The organism is Roseibium sp. MMSF_3247 (genome assembly GCF_030733765.1).
In the GTDB taxonomy this organism is placed as follows: domain Bacteria; phylum Pseudomonadota; class Alphaproteobacteria; order Rhizobiales; family Stappiaceae; genus Roseibium.
This window is the reverse complement of the sequence record NZ_JASHII010000006.1, coordinates 229,459-244,623: the sequence shown is the minus strand read 5'-3', so window position 1 is coordinate 244,623 and position 15,165 is coordinate 229,459. Positions and strand designations below refer to the sequence as shown.

At 57.5% G+C, this 15,165-nt stretch carries 18 protein-coding genes; 3 read left to right on the top strand and 15 right to left on the bottom strand.

Annotation, left to right across the window (positions count from 1 at the left end; all coding sequences use genetic code 11):
• Positions 1-25 precede the first annotated feature (25 nt).
• The 14 genes from acs to RBB44_RS19900 form a co-directional block, all read right to left on the bottom strand.
• Positions 26-1,963, bottom strand: coding sequence for an acetate--CoA ligase (gene acs / locus RBB44_RS19965; RefSeq protein WP_306149177.1), 1,938 nt, complete (start codon positions 1,961-1,963; stop codon positions 26-28).
• Positions 1,964-2,144: 181 nt separating this feature from the next.
• Positions 2,145-2,558 (bottom strand): DUF1761 domain-containing protein, encoded by a 414-nt coding sequence (locus RBB44_RS19960; RefSeq protein ID WP_306149178.1) that lies wholly within the window; start codon positions 2,556-2,558, stop codon positions 2,145-2,147.
• A gap of 127 nt (positions 2,559-2,685) precedes the next feature.
• Entirely contained in the window at positions 2,686-3,393 is a 708-nt protein-coding gene (locus tag RBB44_RS19955) for a hypothetical protein (RefSeq protein WP_306149179.1), read from the bottom strand.
• 2 nt (positions 3,394-3,395) lie between these two features.
• Positions 3,396-4,007, bottom strand: a complete 612-nt coding sequence (gene ureG, locus RBB44_RS19950; RefSeq protein ID WP_209176462.1) for an urease accessory protein UreG — start codon at positions 4,005-4,007, stop codon at positions 3,396-3,398.
• Complete coding sequence (locus RBB44_RS19945; protein ID WP_306149180.1) at positions 4,004-4,729, bottom strand: urease accessory protein UreF; 726 nt, start codon at positions 4,727-4,729, stop codon at positions 4,004-4,006. Before RBB44_RS19945 ends, ureG begins: the two co-directional genes overlap by 4 nt.
• Positions 4,730-4,888: 159 nt before the next feature.
• On the bottom strand, positions 4,889-5,371 hold the full coding sequence (locus RBB44_RS19940; protein WP_306149181.1) for an urease accessory protein UreE: 483 nt from the start codon (positions 5,369-5,371) through the stop codon (positions 4,889-4,891).
• Positions 5,372-5,425: 54 nt separating this feature from the next.
• Positions 5,426-6,037: a glutathione S-transferase family protein gene (locus RBB44_RS19935; RefSeq protein ID WP_306149182.1), complete on the bottom strand. Its 612-nt coding sequence runs from the start codon at positions 6,035-6,037 to the stop codon at positions 5,426-5,428.
• Between the two features lie 31 nt (positions 6,038-6,068).
• Entirely contained in the window at positions 6,069-7,781 is a 1,713-nt protein-coding gene (gene ureC / locus RBB44_RS19930; protein ID WP_306149183.1) for an urease subunit alpha, read from the bottom strand.
• Between the two features lie 34 nt (positions 7,782-7,815).
• Positions 7,816-8,178, bottom strand: a complete 363-nt coding sequence (locus RBB44_RS19925) for a lysozyme inhibitor LprI family protein (protein WP_306149184.1) — start codon at positions 8,176-8,178, stop codon at positions 7,816-7,818.
• Positions 8,179-8,228: 50 nt separating this feature from the next.
• A complete protein-coding gene (locus tag RBB44_RS19920) occupies positions 8,229-8,642 on the bottom strand; it encodes a lysozyme inhibitor LprI family protein (protein WP_306149185.1) in 414 nt (137 codons plus the stop codon).
• A 5-nt stretch (positions 8,643-8,647) separates the two neighbouring features.
• Complete coding sequence (locus RBB44_RS19915) at positions 8,648-8,959, bottom strand: urease subunit beta (RefSeq protein WP_306149186.1); 312 nt, start codon at positions 8,957-8,959, stop codon at positions 8,648-8,650.
• Positions 8,956-9,159, bottom strand: coding sequence for a hypothetical protein (locus RBB44_RS19910; protein WP_306149187.1), 204 nt, complete (start codon positions 9,157-9,159; stop codon positions 8,956-8,958). Before RBB44_RS19910 ends, RBB44_RS19915 begins: the two co-directional genes overlap by 4 nt.
• 21 nt (positions 9,160-9,180) lie before the next feature.
• The gene (locus RBB44_RS19905) at positions 9,181-9,483 is read right to left on the bottom strand and encodes an urease subunit gamma (protein ID WP_209176452.1); all 303 of its coding nucleotides are present in this window, start codon (positions 9,481-9,483) and stop codon (positions 9,181-9,183) included.
• Between the two features lie 15 nt (positions 9,484-9,498).
• Positions 9,499-10,353, bottom strand: coding sequence for an urease accessory protein UreD (locus RBB44_RS19900; protein WP_306149188.1), 855 nt, complete (start codon positions 10,351-10,353; stop codon positions 9,499-9,501).
• Positions 10,354-10,726: 373 nt separating this feature from the next.
• Between RBB44_RS19900 and RBB44_RS19895 the strand changes: the two genes are divergently transcribed.
• The 3 genes from RBB44_RS19895 (at position 10,727) to RBB44_RS19885 (ending at position 14,037) form a co-directional block, all read left to right on the top strand.
• Complete coding sequence (locus tag RBB44_RS19895) at positions 10,727-12,148, top strand: D-alanyl-D-alanine carboxypeptidase family protein (RefSeq protein ID WP_306149189.1); 1,422 nt, start codon at positions 10,727-10,729, stop codon at positions 12,146-12,148.
• A 193-nt stretch (positions 12,149-12,341) separates the two neighbouring features.
• The gene (locus RBB44_RS19890; protein WP_133952762.1) at positions 12,342-12,638 is read left to right on the top strand and encodes a hypothetical protein; all 297 of its coding nucleotides are present in this window, start codon (positions 12,342-12,344) and stop codon (positions 12,636-12,638) included.
• A gap of 178 nt (positions 12,639-12,816) precedes the next feature.
• Positions 12,817-14,037: a GTP-binding protein gene (locus RBB44_RS19885; protein ID WP_306149190.1), complete on the top strand. Its 1,221-nt coding sequence runs from the start codon at positions 12,817-12,819 to the stop codon at positions 14,035-14,037.
• Positions 14,038-14,237: 200 nt separating this feature from the next.
• Here the strand turns inward: RBB44_RS19885 and tesB are convergent, their stop codons facing one another.
• Positions 14,238-15,110: an acyl-CoA thioesterase II gene (gene tesB, locus RBB44_RS19880; protein WP_306149191.1), complete on the bottom strand. Its 873-nt coding sequence runs from the start codon at positions 15,108-15,110 to the stop codon at positions 14,238-14,240.
• Positions 15,111-15,165 lie beyond the last annotated feature (55 nt).

Below are 15,165 nucleotides of genomic sequence, written 5' to 3'. Positions count from 1 at the left end.
TTTCAGGGTACCGGACTGAACGCGTTTACGCCCGATTCTGGCGGTTGTCGATCAGGTCGTCGACCACGGCTGGATCTGCCAGTGTCGAGGTGTCGCCGAGATTGTCGAAGCTGTCCTCGGCGATCTTGCGCAGGATGCGGCGCATGATCTTGCCAGAGCGCGTCTTCGGCAGGCCGGGTGAGAACTGGATGAGGTCCGGTGAGGCGATGGGGCCGATTTCTGCCCGGACATGTTTGACGAGTTCTTTTTTCAGCTCATCCGTTGGTTCTTCACCTTCCATCAGCGTGACATAGGCATAAATGCCCTGCCCCTTGATGTCATGCGGATAGCCGACCACGGCGGCCTCTGAGACCTTCTCGTGGGCGACCAGCGCGCTTTCGACTTCCGCCGTTCCCATGCGGTGGCCGGAAACATTGATCACGTCATCGACGCGGCCGGTGATCCAGTAGTAGCCGTCTTCGTCCCGGCGGCAGCCGTCACCGGTGAAGTAGAGGCCTTTGTATGTGGCAAAATACGTCTGCACGAAACGATCATGGTCGCCGTAAACCGTGCGCATCTGGCCCGGCCAGCTGTCGGTGATGACCAGATTGCCTTCTGTCGCCCCTTCCAGGAAGTTGCCTTCCGCATCGACGACGGCCGGCTGCACGCCGAAGAATGGACGAGTCGCAGAGCCTGGCTTCAGGTCGGTCGCGCCCGGGAGCGGTGTGATCAGGATGCCGCCGGTCTCCGTCTGCCACCAGGTGTCTACAATTGGGCAGTTCTGCTTGCCGACGACGTTGTAATACCAGTTCCAGGCTTCCGGGTTGATCGGCTCACCGACCGAGCCGAGCAGGCGCAGCGTAGACAGATCCGACTTGTTGACGAAATCATCGCCAGCCCCCATCAGGGCGCGGATTGCGGTTGGGGCTGTGTAGAAAATGTTGACCTTGTGCTTCTCGCACACCTGCCAGAAACGGCCGGCATCCGGATAGGTCGGCACGCCTTCGAACATCAGCGTGGTCGCGCCGTTGGCGAGCGGACCATAGACGATGTAGCTGTGTCCGGTAACCCAGCCCACATCCGCCGTACACCAGTAGATGTCGCCATCCTGATAGTCGAAGACATACTGGTGGGTCATTGAGGCGTAGACGAGATATCCGCCGGTTGTGTGGACCACACCCTTGGGTTGGCCCGTGGATCCGGACGTGTAGAGGATGAAGAGCGGATCTTCCGCATTCATTTCAACCGGATCGCAATGGTCGGACACGCGGTCTGCTTCGTCGTGGTACCAGACGTCCCGGCCGTCCTGCATGGAAATGTCGCCGCCGGTGCGTTTGACGACGATGACGCTGTTGACCGGCGCCTTTTCCGCGGCCTTGTCGACATTCAGCTTCAGTGGAACCTTGCGGCCGCCGCGCAGGCCTTCATCGGCCGTGATCACGCAGTTGCTCTTGCAGCTTTCGATGCGCTGGGCGAGGCTGTCCGGAGAAAACCCGCCGAAAACGATGGAGTGGATTGCGCCGATCCGGGAACAGGCCAGCATCGCATAAGCCGCTTCCGGGATCATCGGCAGGTAGATCGTGACACGATCGCCTTTCTTCACGCCCTGGGCATGCAACACGTTGGCGAACTTGTTCACCTCGTGGTGCAGCTCCTTATAGGTGATCACCTTGCTTTCGGACGGGTCGTCACCTTCCCAGATGATCGCAGGCTGATCGCCGCGCGTTGCCAGGTGGCGGTCGATGCAGTTGGCAGAGACGTTCAATGTGCCGTCTTCAAACCATTTGATCGAGACATTGTGGTAGTCGTAAGAGGTGTTCTTTACCTTGGTGAAAGGCTTGATCCAGTCGACACGCTTGCCATGTTCGCCCCAGAAGCCATCCGGGTCGCTCACCGACTGCTGATACATTTCCAGATATTTCGCGTTATCGACATGCGCCCGTGCGGCTACTTCCGCTGGAACGGGAAAAACAGATGCGGACATTTAGGACCTCCCAGAAACCCCGATTTGAACCGGCGGTCGCATTTGCTCTCCTCCCGCCAGTCTTATTTGCCGGTGGCCATTATGCGTATGGCCTTCCCCAGCGTCCATAACTTAACTTTCGTACTTTCGTAGGCGCGACATTGGTCTAGTGCGTTCAAATACGTAAGGATTTACGCTTGCGTCAGGCAATGACAAAGGGCGATAGCAGCCCGATGACGATTGCCTGGACCAGCAGAACCAAGAGCCAGTGACCGCCGTCAATTGCAGTCAGAGCCCACGGCTGGCTCTGAAAGCGGTGGTTGATGATTTGGGTTGTCATCACGATCCCGATCCAGACCATGATGGCCGAGATGATGCCTGCACGGACCGTCACTTCGCCGGTGTGATAAATGATCCCGGCAAAAACGATGGCCATAACCACTTGGCACAAAAAGGCAATAATCATCGTGACTGGGTTCGGCCGTGTCTGTTCTTCGGTTAAACCAGCGGCTTTCATCCAGGCTTTTCCAAGAACACCGTACCAGATCGCGCCGACGATAAATGAGGCAATTGCTGCGCCTCCGGCTGCCAGCAAATTGATCCCGTCGAACATCATGTTTGGACTCTCCCTAAAGCACTGCGGTGCGCTCTTTTCGGACGGACAATGAAATCAATAAGGCCGGAGATCAAGCGCACTGGCTAGAAAAGGACCTGTCAAAAATGCGAGGCATCTGAAGCCAGAATCAAAGCTTTTGCCAGACCGTTAGGGTTCCGACATTCTCAAAACCGATCTGGCGATAGACGGGCAACAGCTCTATGTCGGTTTCATATGTGCAAACTGGTCGATGCGGGAACGGCTCGATGAGCGCATGGAGGGCTCCATAAAGCCAGCTTTTGCGATGGAAGATGTTGGAAACACCAACAACATCCTTGCCTGCGTGAGATGGGCCGTAATTCAGGACCGCGCCGCCCTGAATTTTGTCGTCCCTCCGGATGGATACAAAATCAATGTCCGGAAACTCCAGCAGTTTTGGCGGAAAAAGCTTATGAAGATTTTCGCTCCTATTCCACGCCGTAAGCCATTTACCGAGCGCCTCTGAGGTCTGTGCTTTTTGCCAGTCCGGCGGCGAAGCAGGTTTTCGTGTGCCTTCCTGTGACCGGAACAGCCAGGTGCCGGTCAGAAGTTTCTCAAAACCGGACGTGCGGAGATCGAGGCAATCGAAACTGTCCTTCACCGCTGCTTTGGAGGGGAGTGCGGCAAGCGCAGCAGATAGATCTGCACCGTGCTCTGCGGTTAATGTGACGATGTTTGGAAACAGGGGAATTTGTTTGCCAGAGGCGTGCCAGTAGCCATGGTGAAAATCTGTTTTTGCGCCGGCAGCTCTCAGGACGGCATCGCACCAAAGCGCATTATTTCTTGCGCAAAGCTGAATAGTTTCTGCCGGTGTCACACCTAAAGACCGCCCTTTTCGACGATGAACTCCACGATCTTTTCTATACCATCTCCGGCTCGCATGTTGGCGAAAACAAACGGTCGGGCCTTGCGCATTTTGGCCGCGTCCCGGTCCATCACGTTTAGATCTGCGCCGACATAGGGGGCCAAATCCGTTTTGTTGATAACCAACAGGTCCGAGCGGGTGATGCCGGGACCGCCTTTTCGAGGAATTTCCTCACCTGCTGCTACATCGATGACATAGATCGTCAGGTCTGCAAGCTCCGGTGAAAAAGTGGCCGCCAGATTATCGCCTCCCGATTCAATCAGGATCAGATCGAGATCAGGGATCTTGTCATTGAGATCCTTGACCGCCGCCAGATTGATCGAGGCGTCTTCCCGGATGGCCGTATGCGGGCAGCCGCCGGTTTCCACGCCGCGGATCCGGTCGCTGGTGAGCGCCTGTGACCGCATCAGCGCTTCGGCATCTTCGCTGGTGTAAATGTCGTTGGTGATGACCGCGAGTGAATAGCGCTCACGCATGGCCTTGCACAGTTTGTCCGTCAGCGTTGTCTTGCCGGCGCCGACTGGGCCACCGATGCCGACGCGCAAGGGACCGTTTTGAGATTTCATGAGCGGAACAACCTCGAATATTGTGTTTCATGCGCCATGGAGGCGATGTCGGCGAGAAAGGTGGAGGTGCCAAGGTCGTCAAGACCGGCGCACATCGCATCGTCAGCCACTTCCGAGATGACTGGTTCCAGTGCGGCCAGCACCCGTTGGCCCTCGTTTTGCCCAAGCGGCACAGCGCGGACAGCCGCCGAGATGAGATTGGCCGTAATGGAGTGGAGAAAGGCCGTCAGGCTTGCGTCTTCCGGCAGCTCATGGGCTGCGCAGATCAGACCTAACGCGACTGGATAGGGCCACTCGGTCAGACGCGTCTGACTGTTTTCAATGGTCAGGCTGCTGAAAACAGCACCTGCTGTGGTTTGTGAGTCCGGCGGCCAGCTCGCAATCACAGTGTCAATAAATGCCGAGCCTTGAGCGGATGTTTCCAGATGCCGTTCCTTTGAAGGCTGGAGCGCGAGGCCAAGCTCTGCCAGTTCCCGGACGTCCTCGAGTGATCCGGCAAACGCCGCCCGGTAGGTCTGGCTCATCAGGATTGCATCGCTTCGACCGGCACCATGGGTCAGTATGTCCTTGAGCCAACTCTGTAGCTCTTCGGCGGAACTGACACCGCCGGCGTCGATGACCTGTTCCAGCCCATGTGAATAGGTGAACGCCCCAACCGGAAAGGCTGGAGAGAGAAACGTCAGCAGCCGGTAAAGCGCAGATTGGGACAAGGCACCTGTCATTGGTAACCACCAACTTCTCCCGTCATCCCAGCCTTGAGCGGGGATCCAATCACTTGCAGTGAGTCTGGTTTAGAATCGCGGGAGCTTCGGCAAGCGGGCATGCGAGTGGATCCCGGCTCGGAGGCCGCGATGACACCCCAGCAATCGGTTTTAATAAACTCAGCCATGCGAGTGCGTATGCCCGTGATCGTGGCTATGGCCATGCGTTTGGCCGTGACCATAGGCCCCGCCCTCCGGATCGAAAGGGGCGCTCAAGGCGGTCAGCTTGCCGCCGAGTTTCTCGACCATATCCTCAATCACGTGATCCCGCCTTATGCGCAGTGTGTCGCCCATCAGCTGGGTCGGCAGGTGCCGATTGCCTAGATGCCAGGCGATCTTCACAAGATGCGCCGTGTTCTCGGCAAGGATCTCGACCAGGTCTTCCGGCTCCGCCAGCACTTCGATGATCCGGCCGTCTTCCAGAACGAGGCCGTCCCCATGATGAAGATGAACCGCATTTGCCTCATCCAGAAGAAAAGTAAGGCCATTTGCTCCCGTCATTGCCGCACGGCGGCGATGACGGTCTTCGCGATCCAGCGTGATCGTATCTGCGGATTGGCCGGTCCATTTACCGGCTGGTTTGATGCTGGCAACCCGGATCATGAAGTCCTTCCTGTTAGATGAGCTTTGGGCGTTTTCATCAAAATGCCCGATCCTCTAGGCCGCTGCAGCCGCAACGACCTTGGCCATCATGGCCTTGTAGCCGGGGCGGTTGCGAAGGGCCTTGAAGTAGTCGTAGATGCGGCCTTTCTTTGGCAGGTCGAACTTGGCGGTAACCGCCCATCCGCCGCAATGGCCGATGATGATGTCTGGCACGGTGAAAGTCTCACCCATGACATATGGCCCCTTGCCCATGCGCGCGTCGAGGATCCGTAAACCTTCAGCGAATTCCGCCTTGCAGACAGGCTTGATCTCTGGAACGCGAAGTTCTTTCGGGTGAATGAAACTGTTCTTGGCTGCCGTCCAGAGTGCCCCTTCCAGAACGTCTACCGCCAGTTGGGTGAAGCTGTCCTGGGTGGCGCGCTCTTTGGTGCCTGCCGGAAAGGTAAACTTTCCATGCTTGTCGGCAAGATATTGGCAGATGGCGATTGATTCCGGGAGCACCAGATCGCCGTCAATGAGCACTGGCACCTTTCCGGCCGGATTGACCTCGCGAATGCCCTCAGATTGGGGCATTGCCGGATCGATTTCATATGGTTCTCCCAATTCCTCCAAAAGCCACATGACGCGCATAGCCCGGGTCTGCGGATAGCCGACAATCTTGTACATTCGTTTCTCCCTTTGCGTGTTTTTTGGGAGATTAGAACAGGAAGTAGCGCTGTGCCATTGGCAAAACGTCCGCCGGTTCACAGGTCAGCAACTCGCCGTCGGCACGCACTTCATAAGTCTCCGGATGGACCTCAACGTGCGGGGTGGCGTCGTTCAGGACCATGGACTTCTTGGAGATGCCGCTGCGCACATTTTTGACGGGCAGAACCAGACTGTCGAGCCCTGCCTTGTCCTTGACGCCGTTGTCATAGGCGGCCTTGGAGACGAACGTCACCCGGCTCTGAGTCATGGCCTTGCCGAATGCGCCAAACATCGGCCTGTAATGCACCGGTTGCGGTGTCGGAATCGAGGCATTCGGATCGCCCATCGGGGCGGCGGCGATCGTGCCGAGTTTCATGACCATGTCTGGTTTAACGCCGAAAAATTTCGGGTCCCAAAGCACGAGATCTGCGAGTTTGCCGACTTCGATGGACCCAATGTGTTCGTCAAGACCGTGCGCAACTGCCGGATTGATGGTGATCTTGGACATGTAGCGTTTGACGCGGAAATTGTCGTTTTCGCCTGCTTCATCGGACAAACGGCCGCGCTGGACCTTCATCTTGTGGGCCGTCTGCAAGGTGCGGATGATCACCTCGCCAACCCGGCCCATCGCCTGGCTGTCCGAGGCGATGATCGAGAAGGCGCCCATGTCATGCAGAATGTCTTCCGCCGCAATCGTTTCCTTGCGGATCCGGCTTTCGGCAAAGGCGACATCTTCTGGGATCGAGCTGTCGAGGTGGTGGCAGACCATGAGCATGTCGAGATGCTCTTCCAGCGTGTTCACCGTATAGGGGCGAGTCGGGTTGGTCGAGGACGGCAGGACATTCGTTTCGCCGCAGACCTTGATGATGTCCGGGGCATGGCCACCGCCAGCGCCTTCGGTATGGAAGGCGTGGATCGTGCGGTCCTTGAACGCGGCCTTGGTGTTTTCGACGAAGCCGGATTCGTTCAGCGTGTCCGTGTGGATCATCACCTGGATATCGTATTCGTCCGCGACGGAGAGGCACGTGTCGATGGCTGCCGGGGTGGTGCCCCAGTCCTCATGCAGTTTAAGTGCAGAGGCACCGGCGAGGATCTGCTCTTCTAGCGCTGCCGGCAAAGACGCGTTGCCTTTCCCGGCAAAGGCAAGGTTCATCGGGAAGCTGTCGGCCGATTGCAGCATCCGGGTTATGTGCCAGGGGCCCGGCGTGCAAGTAGTGGCGTTGGTGCCGGTTGCCGGTCCCGTGCCGCCCCCGAGCATGGTGGTCACGCCGGACATCAGCGCATCATCGATCTGCTGCGGACAAATGAAATGAATATGAACATCGAGCGCACCAGCGGTCAGGATCTTGCCTTCCCCGGCAATGGCTTCTGTACCTGGTCCGACGATGATATCGACGCCCGGCTGGACATCCGGATTGCCTGCTTTGCCGATGCCGACGATGCGGCCGTCCTTGAGGCCGACATCGGCTTTCACGATGCCCCAGTGATCAACAATCAGCGCATTGGTGATGACGGTATCGACCGCGCCTGCGGACCTCGGTGCCTGGCTCTGCCCCATGCCGTCACGGATCACCTTGCCGCCGCCGAATTTTACTTCTTCGCCGTAGGTCGTGAAATCCTTCTCCACCTCGATGATGAGATCGGTATCGGCCAGTCGCAACCGGTCCCCGGTGGTCGGTCCAAACATGTCCGCATAGGCGGCGCGGGACATCTTATAAGCCATTCATGTCTCCAATCAGCTATCAGACCAATGTCTGTCAGCCGCCATAGTCCTCGACCATGGCGTTCAAATCATCGATGCGCTGCATGGTCATGACGATCATGCAGTTGCGGTAGAGTTCGTCGCCGCGAGTGCCGCCTCTGAAGGGAAAACTGTAAGCGGTGCAGTCCTTCTCGCGGAAATCGGCCCAGGCCTCTTGCGCAGCCTTCAGAGCCACCGGGCTTCCCTTCAAATGCTCAGGCAGAGAGGCGTCGACCTCCGTCATCTTCGCCAGTGCGCGTTCATAAGCCGCCGTCAGATCCTGGTTTGCCTGATCCAGTGCCTTTTCCGCGCAGTATGTGCGTTCCGAATTGTTCAGCGGGTAACCGCAATCAATCTTGTCGTCGGCAAGGGCGGGCACGCAAAGGCCCAAGAGGACGGCTGGTAAGACTGCTTGGCTCCAAAAACGCATCAATTCCCAAGCCCCTGTGTCAGGTCTTTCAGCTCGGATGTGCGTTGGCGTGTCAGATCCGCCTGGCATTGCAACACCAGCATCGGCTCCATGGATCCGCCGCGGGCCAGAAAGCCATAGGACTCACAGGCCTTGTCGCGGAACGGGATCCAGGCGCGCTGGGCCGCTTTCAGCGTTTCGGCGGCTCCTTTGAGGTCGCCCGAAAGGTAGCTGTCTGTCCGCTTCATTGCTGCCATGGCTGATTTGTAGGCCGCATTCAGCTCCACATCCGCTGCTTCCCAGTCCTTCTTGGCGCACATGGTCATATCCAACTGCGTTTGCGGTTCTTTGCAATTAACATCTTGCGCTTGGACAGCAGGTGCAAATGCTCGACCAAAAACAACAACTGCCAGACCGACAACAAGGAAACGCATTTGGCTTACCCTTCAAGCTTGCCCATGACTTTCTGATTGAAGCCATAGACCGTGCGGTCCCCGCGATATGGAACCAGGGTCACGGACCGGGTTTGCCCCGGTTCAAACCGCACAGCTGTCCCGGCAGGAATGTCGAGGCGCATGCCCATGGCAGCATCTCGGTCGAAGGAGAGCCCAGGGTTCGTTTCTGCGAAATGATAGTGGCTGCCCACCTGGATCGGCCGGTCGCCGGTGTTCGATACATCCAGCGACAGCGTCTCCAGTCCGGCATTCAGCTCTATCTCACCGTCCGCTGCAAAGATTTCTCCCGGGATCATTGGTCGAGATCCTTTCTGCGCTTCATCCAGGCGAGCGTTGCGCCAATAGACAGGCCGACGGCAAAGATGAGGAGAGTCTCAACAGTGAAATAGCTGGCCGCATCAGTGTGCGGGTGAGCATGTTCCTGAATGCTGGGATGAGCAAAGGCCGACCCTGCAGAAAGTGCCAGGGCAGATGCCGCTGTGATAATTCTGGTCATAACAAATCTCCTTTGGTCAATTCAGCGGATCGGTTCGTGAACCGTCACAAGTTTAGTGCCGTCGGGAAAGGTTGCCTCGACCTGAACATCGTGGATCATTTCCGCGACCCCTTCCATGACTTGGTCGCGGGTAAGAACCTTGGCGCCTGCAGCCATCAGATCAGCCACGCTGCGCCCGTCACGGGCTCCTTCGACGACAAAATCCGTGATCAGGGCAATAGCTTCAGGGTGATTCAGCTTGACGCCGCGCTCAAGCCGCCGGCGGGCTACCATGGCTGCCATGGATATCAGCAGCTTGTCTTTTTCCCTTGGTGTCAGGTTCACGGAAGTCCTCCAGAATTAACAGTACCAAACGCGCGGCAGGCGGGCCGACCGATAGGTTTCAAGAAAGGCCATCAACGACAGTCGTAGAGCCCGACTGTCGGTGGCAACAAAGCGTAAGATGAGATGCCCGTTCCAGGCGCTTGCGGCTGCTGGAACAGAGCCAGATGAAGCGCCCTCCAGGCAGCTTCGGGCATTTTCCAGTCTGTCTTCAGCGTCAGGTGCGCAGTCCAACAGGGTTGCCATGGCCTTTGCGCCCTGACCGGTTGCCGGACCGGAAAAGAAGTCGCTTGGGTCACCGTTGAGACGCAGATCGTCGGCGAAGACAAGCTTGCCATCCCGGCGGATCCGCCAGCTGTCCTTGAAAAACACCCGGGTCAGCTGTTCGCCCATGGCGGCGCGACCCAGAACAACACTTTCCAGGATCAGGAGCCGGGCGGAGCCGGTAAGCTCTGCAGTGATCCGGCGCGAAACGCTCGAGTTTTCAAACAGAATCGTTTCCTGAGGCAACCATTCCAACTTAGCTTCCGCACCAACAGACAGCTGACCTGTTACTTCTGCGGAGGTCCCAAGACTGCGGTAAGCCCGTTCGGCAGTCTGGGTTGTCACGATTGCGTGAGCATCTGCGCCGATTGCGATGTCATAATCCATGCGATCACCGCCGGTGAGGCCGCCAGCTGTGTTGATCAGGACGGCCGTCGCGGGTTCACCATAGACCTTGGGGAGCCGGACTTTCGCGGAGCCGCTTTGGAAGAGATCTTTCAACCGGGTTTGGCCGGCCGTATTCGCGAAGGAGACGCGTGCAGTACCACGCACCCGTTGCATTGCAGGCGCGGTTTTTCCTATTTCCGATGCTGTTGCAGCATCATACATCCTGGAAGCCTCCCCGCTTCGGATCCGTCTCGTTCTTCTTTCTACCGTGCCCGCTCTATGTTTGATTGTCCACGGTCAGGCGAAACCGGCATCTTGTCGTTTCCAACAGTAGCAACAACCGGGCCAAGACGGGTCGTGTAGAATACTGACGGCAATTAGCCTTCAAAGTGCTGATAAATCGAAATAATTCTTGTTATCAGGAAGCTGAGTTGCACAAAAAATAAGCGGGTGCTCAAAAGATTGCCGCTGGATGACTCCATCGCAAGGGTTGCTCTTGCGTCTATGATCCGGTTTTTTAATTGGAACTTTCCGCTAAGGTGCTTTTGATTTGAAGCAGTCGTGTTCGCCCATGGGAAGACAGCGAGGATTTCCGGTGTACGCAAGCTTATTCGGCCGTCGATCAGCCCTGCCCATTCTGGCGGCAACTCTCGGATTGTTTCTGATAGCTGCGCCAGCTCGAGCGGAAATCGGCACATACATCCTCGTGGATGCCCGCAACGGCGCGGTGGTGGACCAGAAAAACGCGACCCGCAAATGGTATCCGGCATCCCTGACCAAGATGATGACGGCCTATGTGACCTTCAAGGCGATCCGCGAAGGACGGGTAGCTCTCGATTCCGCCGTTGTACAATCCAAAAACTCGGCAGCTGAACCGCCCAGCAAAATGGGTTTCAAGGTTGGTACGAAATTCACCATCGACACGGCGCTGAAGATCATCCTGATCAAATCGGCCAATGACGTGTCTGTTGCACTGGGCGAAGCAGTCTCTGGATCAGAAAGCGCCTTTCTTGCAGAGATGAATGCCGAAGCGCGCCGGTTGGGAATGACGAACACCCGTTTTACAAATCCGCATGGCCTTCCGGACAACCGCCAGGTCACGACAGCGCGAGATATGGCGATCCTTGCTATGGCTCTGCGCGCGGATTTTCCAGAGTCGCGAGAGTTTTACAAACATCCAGGCATCCGGTTCGGTAAAAAAACCTTGCGCTCGGCCAACCGGGAGTTCCTGCTCCGGGTTCCGGGCGCCAACGGTATGAAGACCGGCTACATCTGCAATTCCGGTTTTAATGTTGCGTCCTCGGTGACGCGCCGGGGGCGAACGCTCATTGCAATCATCATGGGCGCATCTTCAGGTCTTGAGCGGACAGCCTTTGCCCGGCAGTTGTTTGATGAAGGATTCCGTAAGGGCAGCCGCGGCCAGAATGTGAAGAGTCTCAGTGGTTCATCGGGCAATCCGCCGGCCGACGGATATTGCCGCCGGAACAAGAAGCTGAGTTCCAAGCAGTATATGGCCCGTTACGACATGCAGAATGAGCCAAGCGGCGGCGGCTTGCTGTTCTTCGGTAAACAAAAGAACCCGAAAGAGGCCAAGGTCGATACCAGCAGCTTTACCAAGTCGAACGGGAAGCCGGACTGGGCCAAGATCCTCGATCGAACTTTGGGACCACGCCGAGTTGCGTACAAGCCGTTGCCGGTTGGGCTCGGCAATCCGAAAGGCACACCGGTCGTCAGTGCTTCGGTACCTGCCGAAGACATTCCTTTGCCGACGGCCAATCCGATCCGTTTGGCAGAAATCAAGATCCGCAATCAGTTGCAGACAGCCCAACCCATTGGAACAACTGGTACTCCGCAGACTGCACAGGCAGGTGCCGGATCTATCCCTCAAGTTGAGGCGACAGCGCAACGACCTGGATCTGCGGTGGATACGTCGCGGACGGCTCCCGGCTCGATCTTTAGAAAAGGGCTTGATTTCACGGTGCCCGTTCCTGCGCCGAGTCCGTCGCGATCCAACTAAATCCCCTTGGTTTGACAGCGGGAACTGGATCACTCTCTGGTTTGCTTAACTTATTTTTAACGCTGTTCTTTAACGATGCAGTAAGCGTCGATCTGAATTGAGGTCATTGCCTTGCCGGATCGTCAGCTGCAGCACAAGAGGTGCTGCTATAGGCGAAGAAACGCCGTGTTGATGAGGATCGAGAGATCACCGCATGATAGAACCGAGATCAACTGCCACAATCCGCGCCCTTGCGAGCCTTGCAGAATTGTCTGCAGACCAGCTGGAAGAAGGCACTTCGGTCGAAGACGTTATCGCAACTTTACGAAAAGCTGCGGAAGCTGTCCGGATGGTGATCGATGAGACAGAAATGGAAGACGGTGCGCCGGAAGAAGCAGATCTCGCGCAAGACCTGACCCCGATGGATCTTTCCGGCGATGACGCCGCTGAGCTGTCTGACGACGATACCGAGACAAAGAGCGGCGAGATCCACGTTCTGAACGCCGGCTGATATTGTTTAGTGGGAACCCAATCACTCGGCACCTCCAAGCATCAGGCTTTCTGCTTTGACGCTGCGCCCTCACAGATGCTAGCCATAGCCCCTTGTGGAGCACAGGCGGTTTTTTGACGTCCGCCACACCTCATTTCATCAATGAGAGTATGCTCCGGGTTTCTATGGAGCGAAGTGTATGAGCGTTGCGGACGCATCCCCCGTATCTGAAAAACCGGCGAAAGGTCCCAAGCCGCCGATCCCCGTGTCCGTTCTGACCGGGTTTCTGGGTGCAGGAAAGACAACGCTCCTGAACCATATCCTTCAGGATCCGGCCATGGCCGATACGGCTGTGATCATCAACGAATTCGGTGAAATCGGCCTGGACCATCTGTTTGTCGATCAGGCAGGCGATGGCATCATCGAGTTGTCGACGGGGTGTTTGTGCTGCACGATCCGCGGCGATCTCGTAACCACGCTTGAAAATCTGCTGCGCCATCTGGACAACGGGCGGACCGAACGGCTGACCCGGGTGGTGATTGAAACCACAGGCCTCGCCGATCCTGCGCCAATCCTTCACACGATCATGCTGCACCCCTATCTGGTGATGCGCTACCGGCTGGACAGTGTCGTGACCCTGGTGGATGCCGTGAACGGGCTCTCTACACTTGATGAGCATGAAGAAGCCAAAAAACAGGCCGCCGTTGCGGACCGGATCGTTCTCACCAAAACGGATCTGCTCAACAGTGAGGAGAGCCAGAGGAACTTATCGGATCTGAAATCCCGGCTTCTTGCTTTGAACCCGGGCGCGAAGGTGCTCGATAGCCAGGCCGGTGAAGCGACCCCGGAAACGCTTTTCAATGCCGGGCTCTACAATCCGGAGACCAAGATCCCGGATGTTGCCAACTGGCTGAACGCGGAAGCCTATGAGCCAAACCACCATGATCATTCTCATGGCCATCATCACCATGAAGGCGATCACCCCCATGGGCACCACCATCATGGCCATGATCATGCGCATGACATAAACCGGCACAGCGACGCGATCCGGGCCTTTACCCTTTCGACCGACCGGCCGGTGTCGGCGTCAGCGCTGGAAATGTTTCTGGATCTTCTGCGTTCGGCGCACGGCCCAAAGCTCCTGCGGGTCAAGGGCGTTGTGCAGCTTGCCGAGGATCCGGACCGGCCCGTCGTCATTCACGGCGTTCAACACGTCTTCCACCCACCGGCAACGCTGGACGCCTGGCCGGATGAGGACCGGCGGACCCGGATGGTGTTCATCACCAAGGATCTGCCTGAAGGGTTCGTTCGCAAGATGTTCGAGGCCTTTTCCGGCGCGCTCCGGCCCGACACGCCGGATAGTGATGCCATGCTGAACAACCCGCTCGCCGTGTCCGGGTTCACAAGCCCGCCGCGCTAGTCTCCAGCCTTCATGACACAATAAATTCAGCCGGCAGCGCAGAGCTCCCTCTCCCATTGGGTGAGGTGACTTGCCATCCAAGACGGTGTTTCAGTGGTTATTCAGCCGCTGCTGACCACTCCGCGCCACCCCTGCCTTAAGCCGGGGTCTTTTGGTTCCGGTCCCGGAGCAAGGTCGGGACGGCGACCTACTGGGCGATTTCACTCAGCTTCTTTTTTCCGCAGTCGGATCAGTCCTTCCTGAGCCGTCGAGGCGATCAGCTTGCCGTCCTGGGTGTAGAGCAGGCCGCGGTTCATGCCGCGCGAGCCTGAGGAACTGGTGCTGTCGGTCGCGTAAAGAAGCCACTCGTCCGCACGGAACGGGTGATGAAACCACATGGCGTGATCCAGGCTGGCCGCCTGGATTTTGGGACTGAAAACCGACGTGCCGTGCGGGAACAACGACGTGTCGAGCAATGTCATGTCGGAGGCATAGGCCAAAACACACTGGTGAATGCGCTCATCATCCGGCAAGGGATCGCTGGCCCGCACCCAGACATATTGCTGGGCTGGCAGCGGTTTCTTGCTGAAATAGTGGGTCATATCGACCGGGCGCATTTCGATCGGCCGTTCGCGCTCCCAGTAGCGCTTGACGTTTTCCGGGGCAAACGCAAGGAATTTTTCTTTCAGTTCCTGTTCGCTCGGCAGATCGTCCGGCCCGGGCACATCCGGCATATCGGCCTGGTACTCCAGCCCCTCTTCGCGCACCTGAAAGGAGGCGGACATGGAGAAAATCGCATGGCCGTGCTGAATGGCGACCACTCGGCGTGTGGTGAAGCTGCCGCCATCACGGATCCGGTCGACTTCATAAATGATCGGCACCGACGGATCGCCGGGCCTTAAAAAATACCCATGTAAGGAGTGAACATGGCGGTCTTCGACCACCGTGCGCGAGGCGGCAACCAGCGCCTGGCCTATCACCTGGCCGCCAAAAACACGCTGCCAGCCGACTTGGGGGCTGCGACCACGAAACAGATTGTGTTCCAGAGGTTCCAGGTCGAGAATGTGCAGAAGGTTGTCAATGGCCGTATTCATCGGCGCGGTTCCTGTTAAATAGAACAATGGGGACAGTGGCCGGGTGAGCCGCCAG

Bases quoted from the DNA above. Each gene is read 5' to 3' on its own strand.
- RBB44_RS19935 (WP_306149182.1), bottom strand. From the start codon at position 6,037: ATGTACAAGATTGTCGGCTATCCGCAGACCCGGGCTATGCGCGTCATG.
- ureC (WP_306149183.1), bottom strand. From the start codon at position 7,781: ATGGCTTATAAGATGTCCCGCGCCGCCTATGCGGACATGTTTGGACCG.
- RBB44_RS19940 (WP_306149181.1), bottom strand. From the start codon at position 5,371: ATGATCCGGGTTGCCAGCATCAAACCAGCCGGTAAATGGACCGGCCAA.
- RBB44_RS19900 (WP_306149188.1), bottom strand. From the start codon at position 10,353: ATGTATGATGCTGCAACAGCATCGGAAATAGGAAAAACCGCGCCTGCA.
- RBB44_RS19920 (WP_306149185.1), bottom strand. From the start codon at position 8,642: ATGCGTTTCCTTGTTGTCGGTCTGGCAGTTGTTGTTTTTGGTCGAGCA.
- acs (WP_306149177.1), bottom strand. From the start codon at position 1,963: ATGTCCGCATCTGTTTTTCCCGTTCCAGCGGAAGTAGCCGCACGGGCG.
- ureG (WP_209176462.1), bottom strand. From the start codon at position 4,007: ATGAAATCTCAAAACGGTCCCTTGCGCGTCGGCATCGGTGGCCCAGTC.
- tesB (WP_306149191.1), bottom strand. From the start codon at position 15,110: ATGAATACGGCCATTGACAACCTTCTGCACATTCTCGACCTGGAACCT.
- RBB44_RS19910 (WP_306149187.1), bottom strand. From the start codon at position 9,159: ATGACCAGAATTATCACAGCGGCATCTGCCCTGGCACTTTCTGCAGGG.
- RBB44_RS19885 (WP_306149190.1), top strand. From the start codon at position 12,817: ATGAGCGTTGCGGACGCATCCCCCGTATCTGAAAAACCGGCGAAAGGT.
- RBB44_RS19960 (WP_306149178.1), bottom strand. From the start codon at position 2,558: ATGATGTTCGACGGGATCAATTTGCTGGCAGCCGGAGGCGCAGCAATT.
- RBB44_RS19945 (WP_306149180.1), bottom strand. From the start codon at position 4,729: ATGACAGGTGCCTTGTCCCAATCTGCGCTTTACCGGCTGCTGACGTTT.
- RBB44_RS19890 (WP_133952762.1), top strand. From the start codon at position 12,342: ATGATAGAACCGAGATCAACTGCCACAATCCGCGCCCTTGCGAGCCTT.
- RBB44_RS19915 (WP_306149186.1), bottom strand. From the start codon at position 8,959: ATGATCCCGGGAGAAATCTTTGCAGCGGACGGTGAGATAGAGCTGAAT.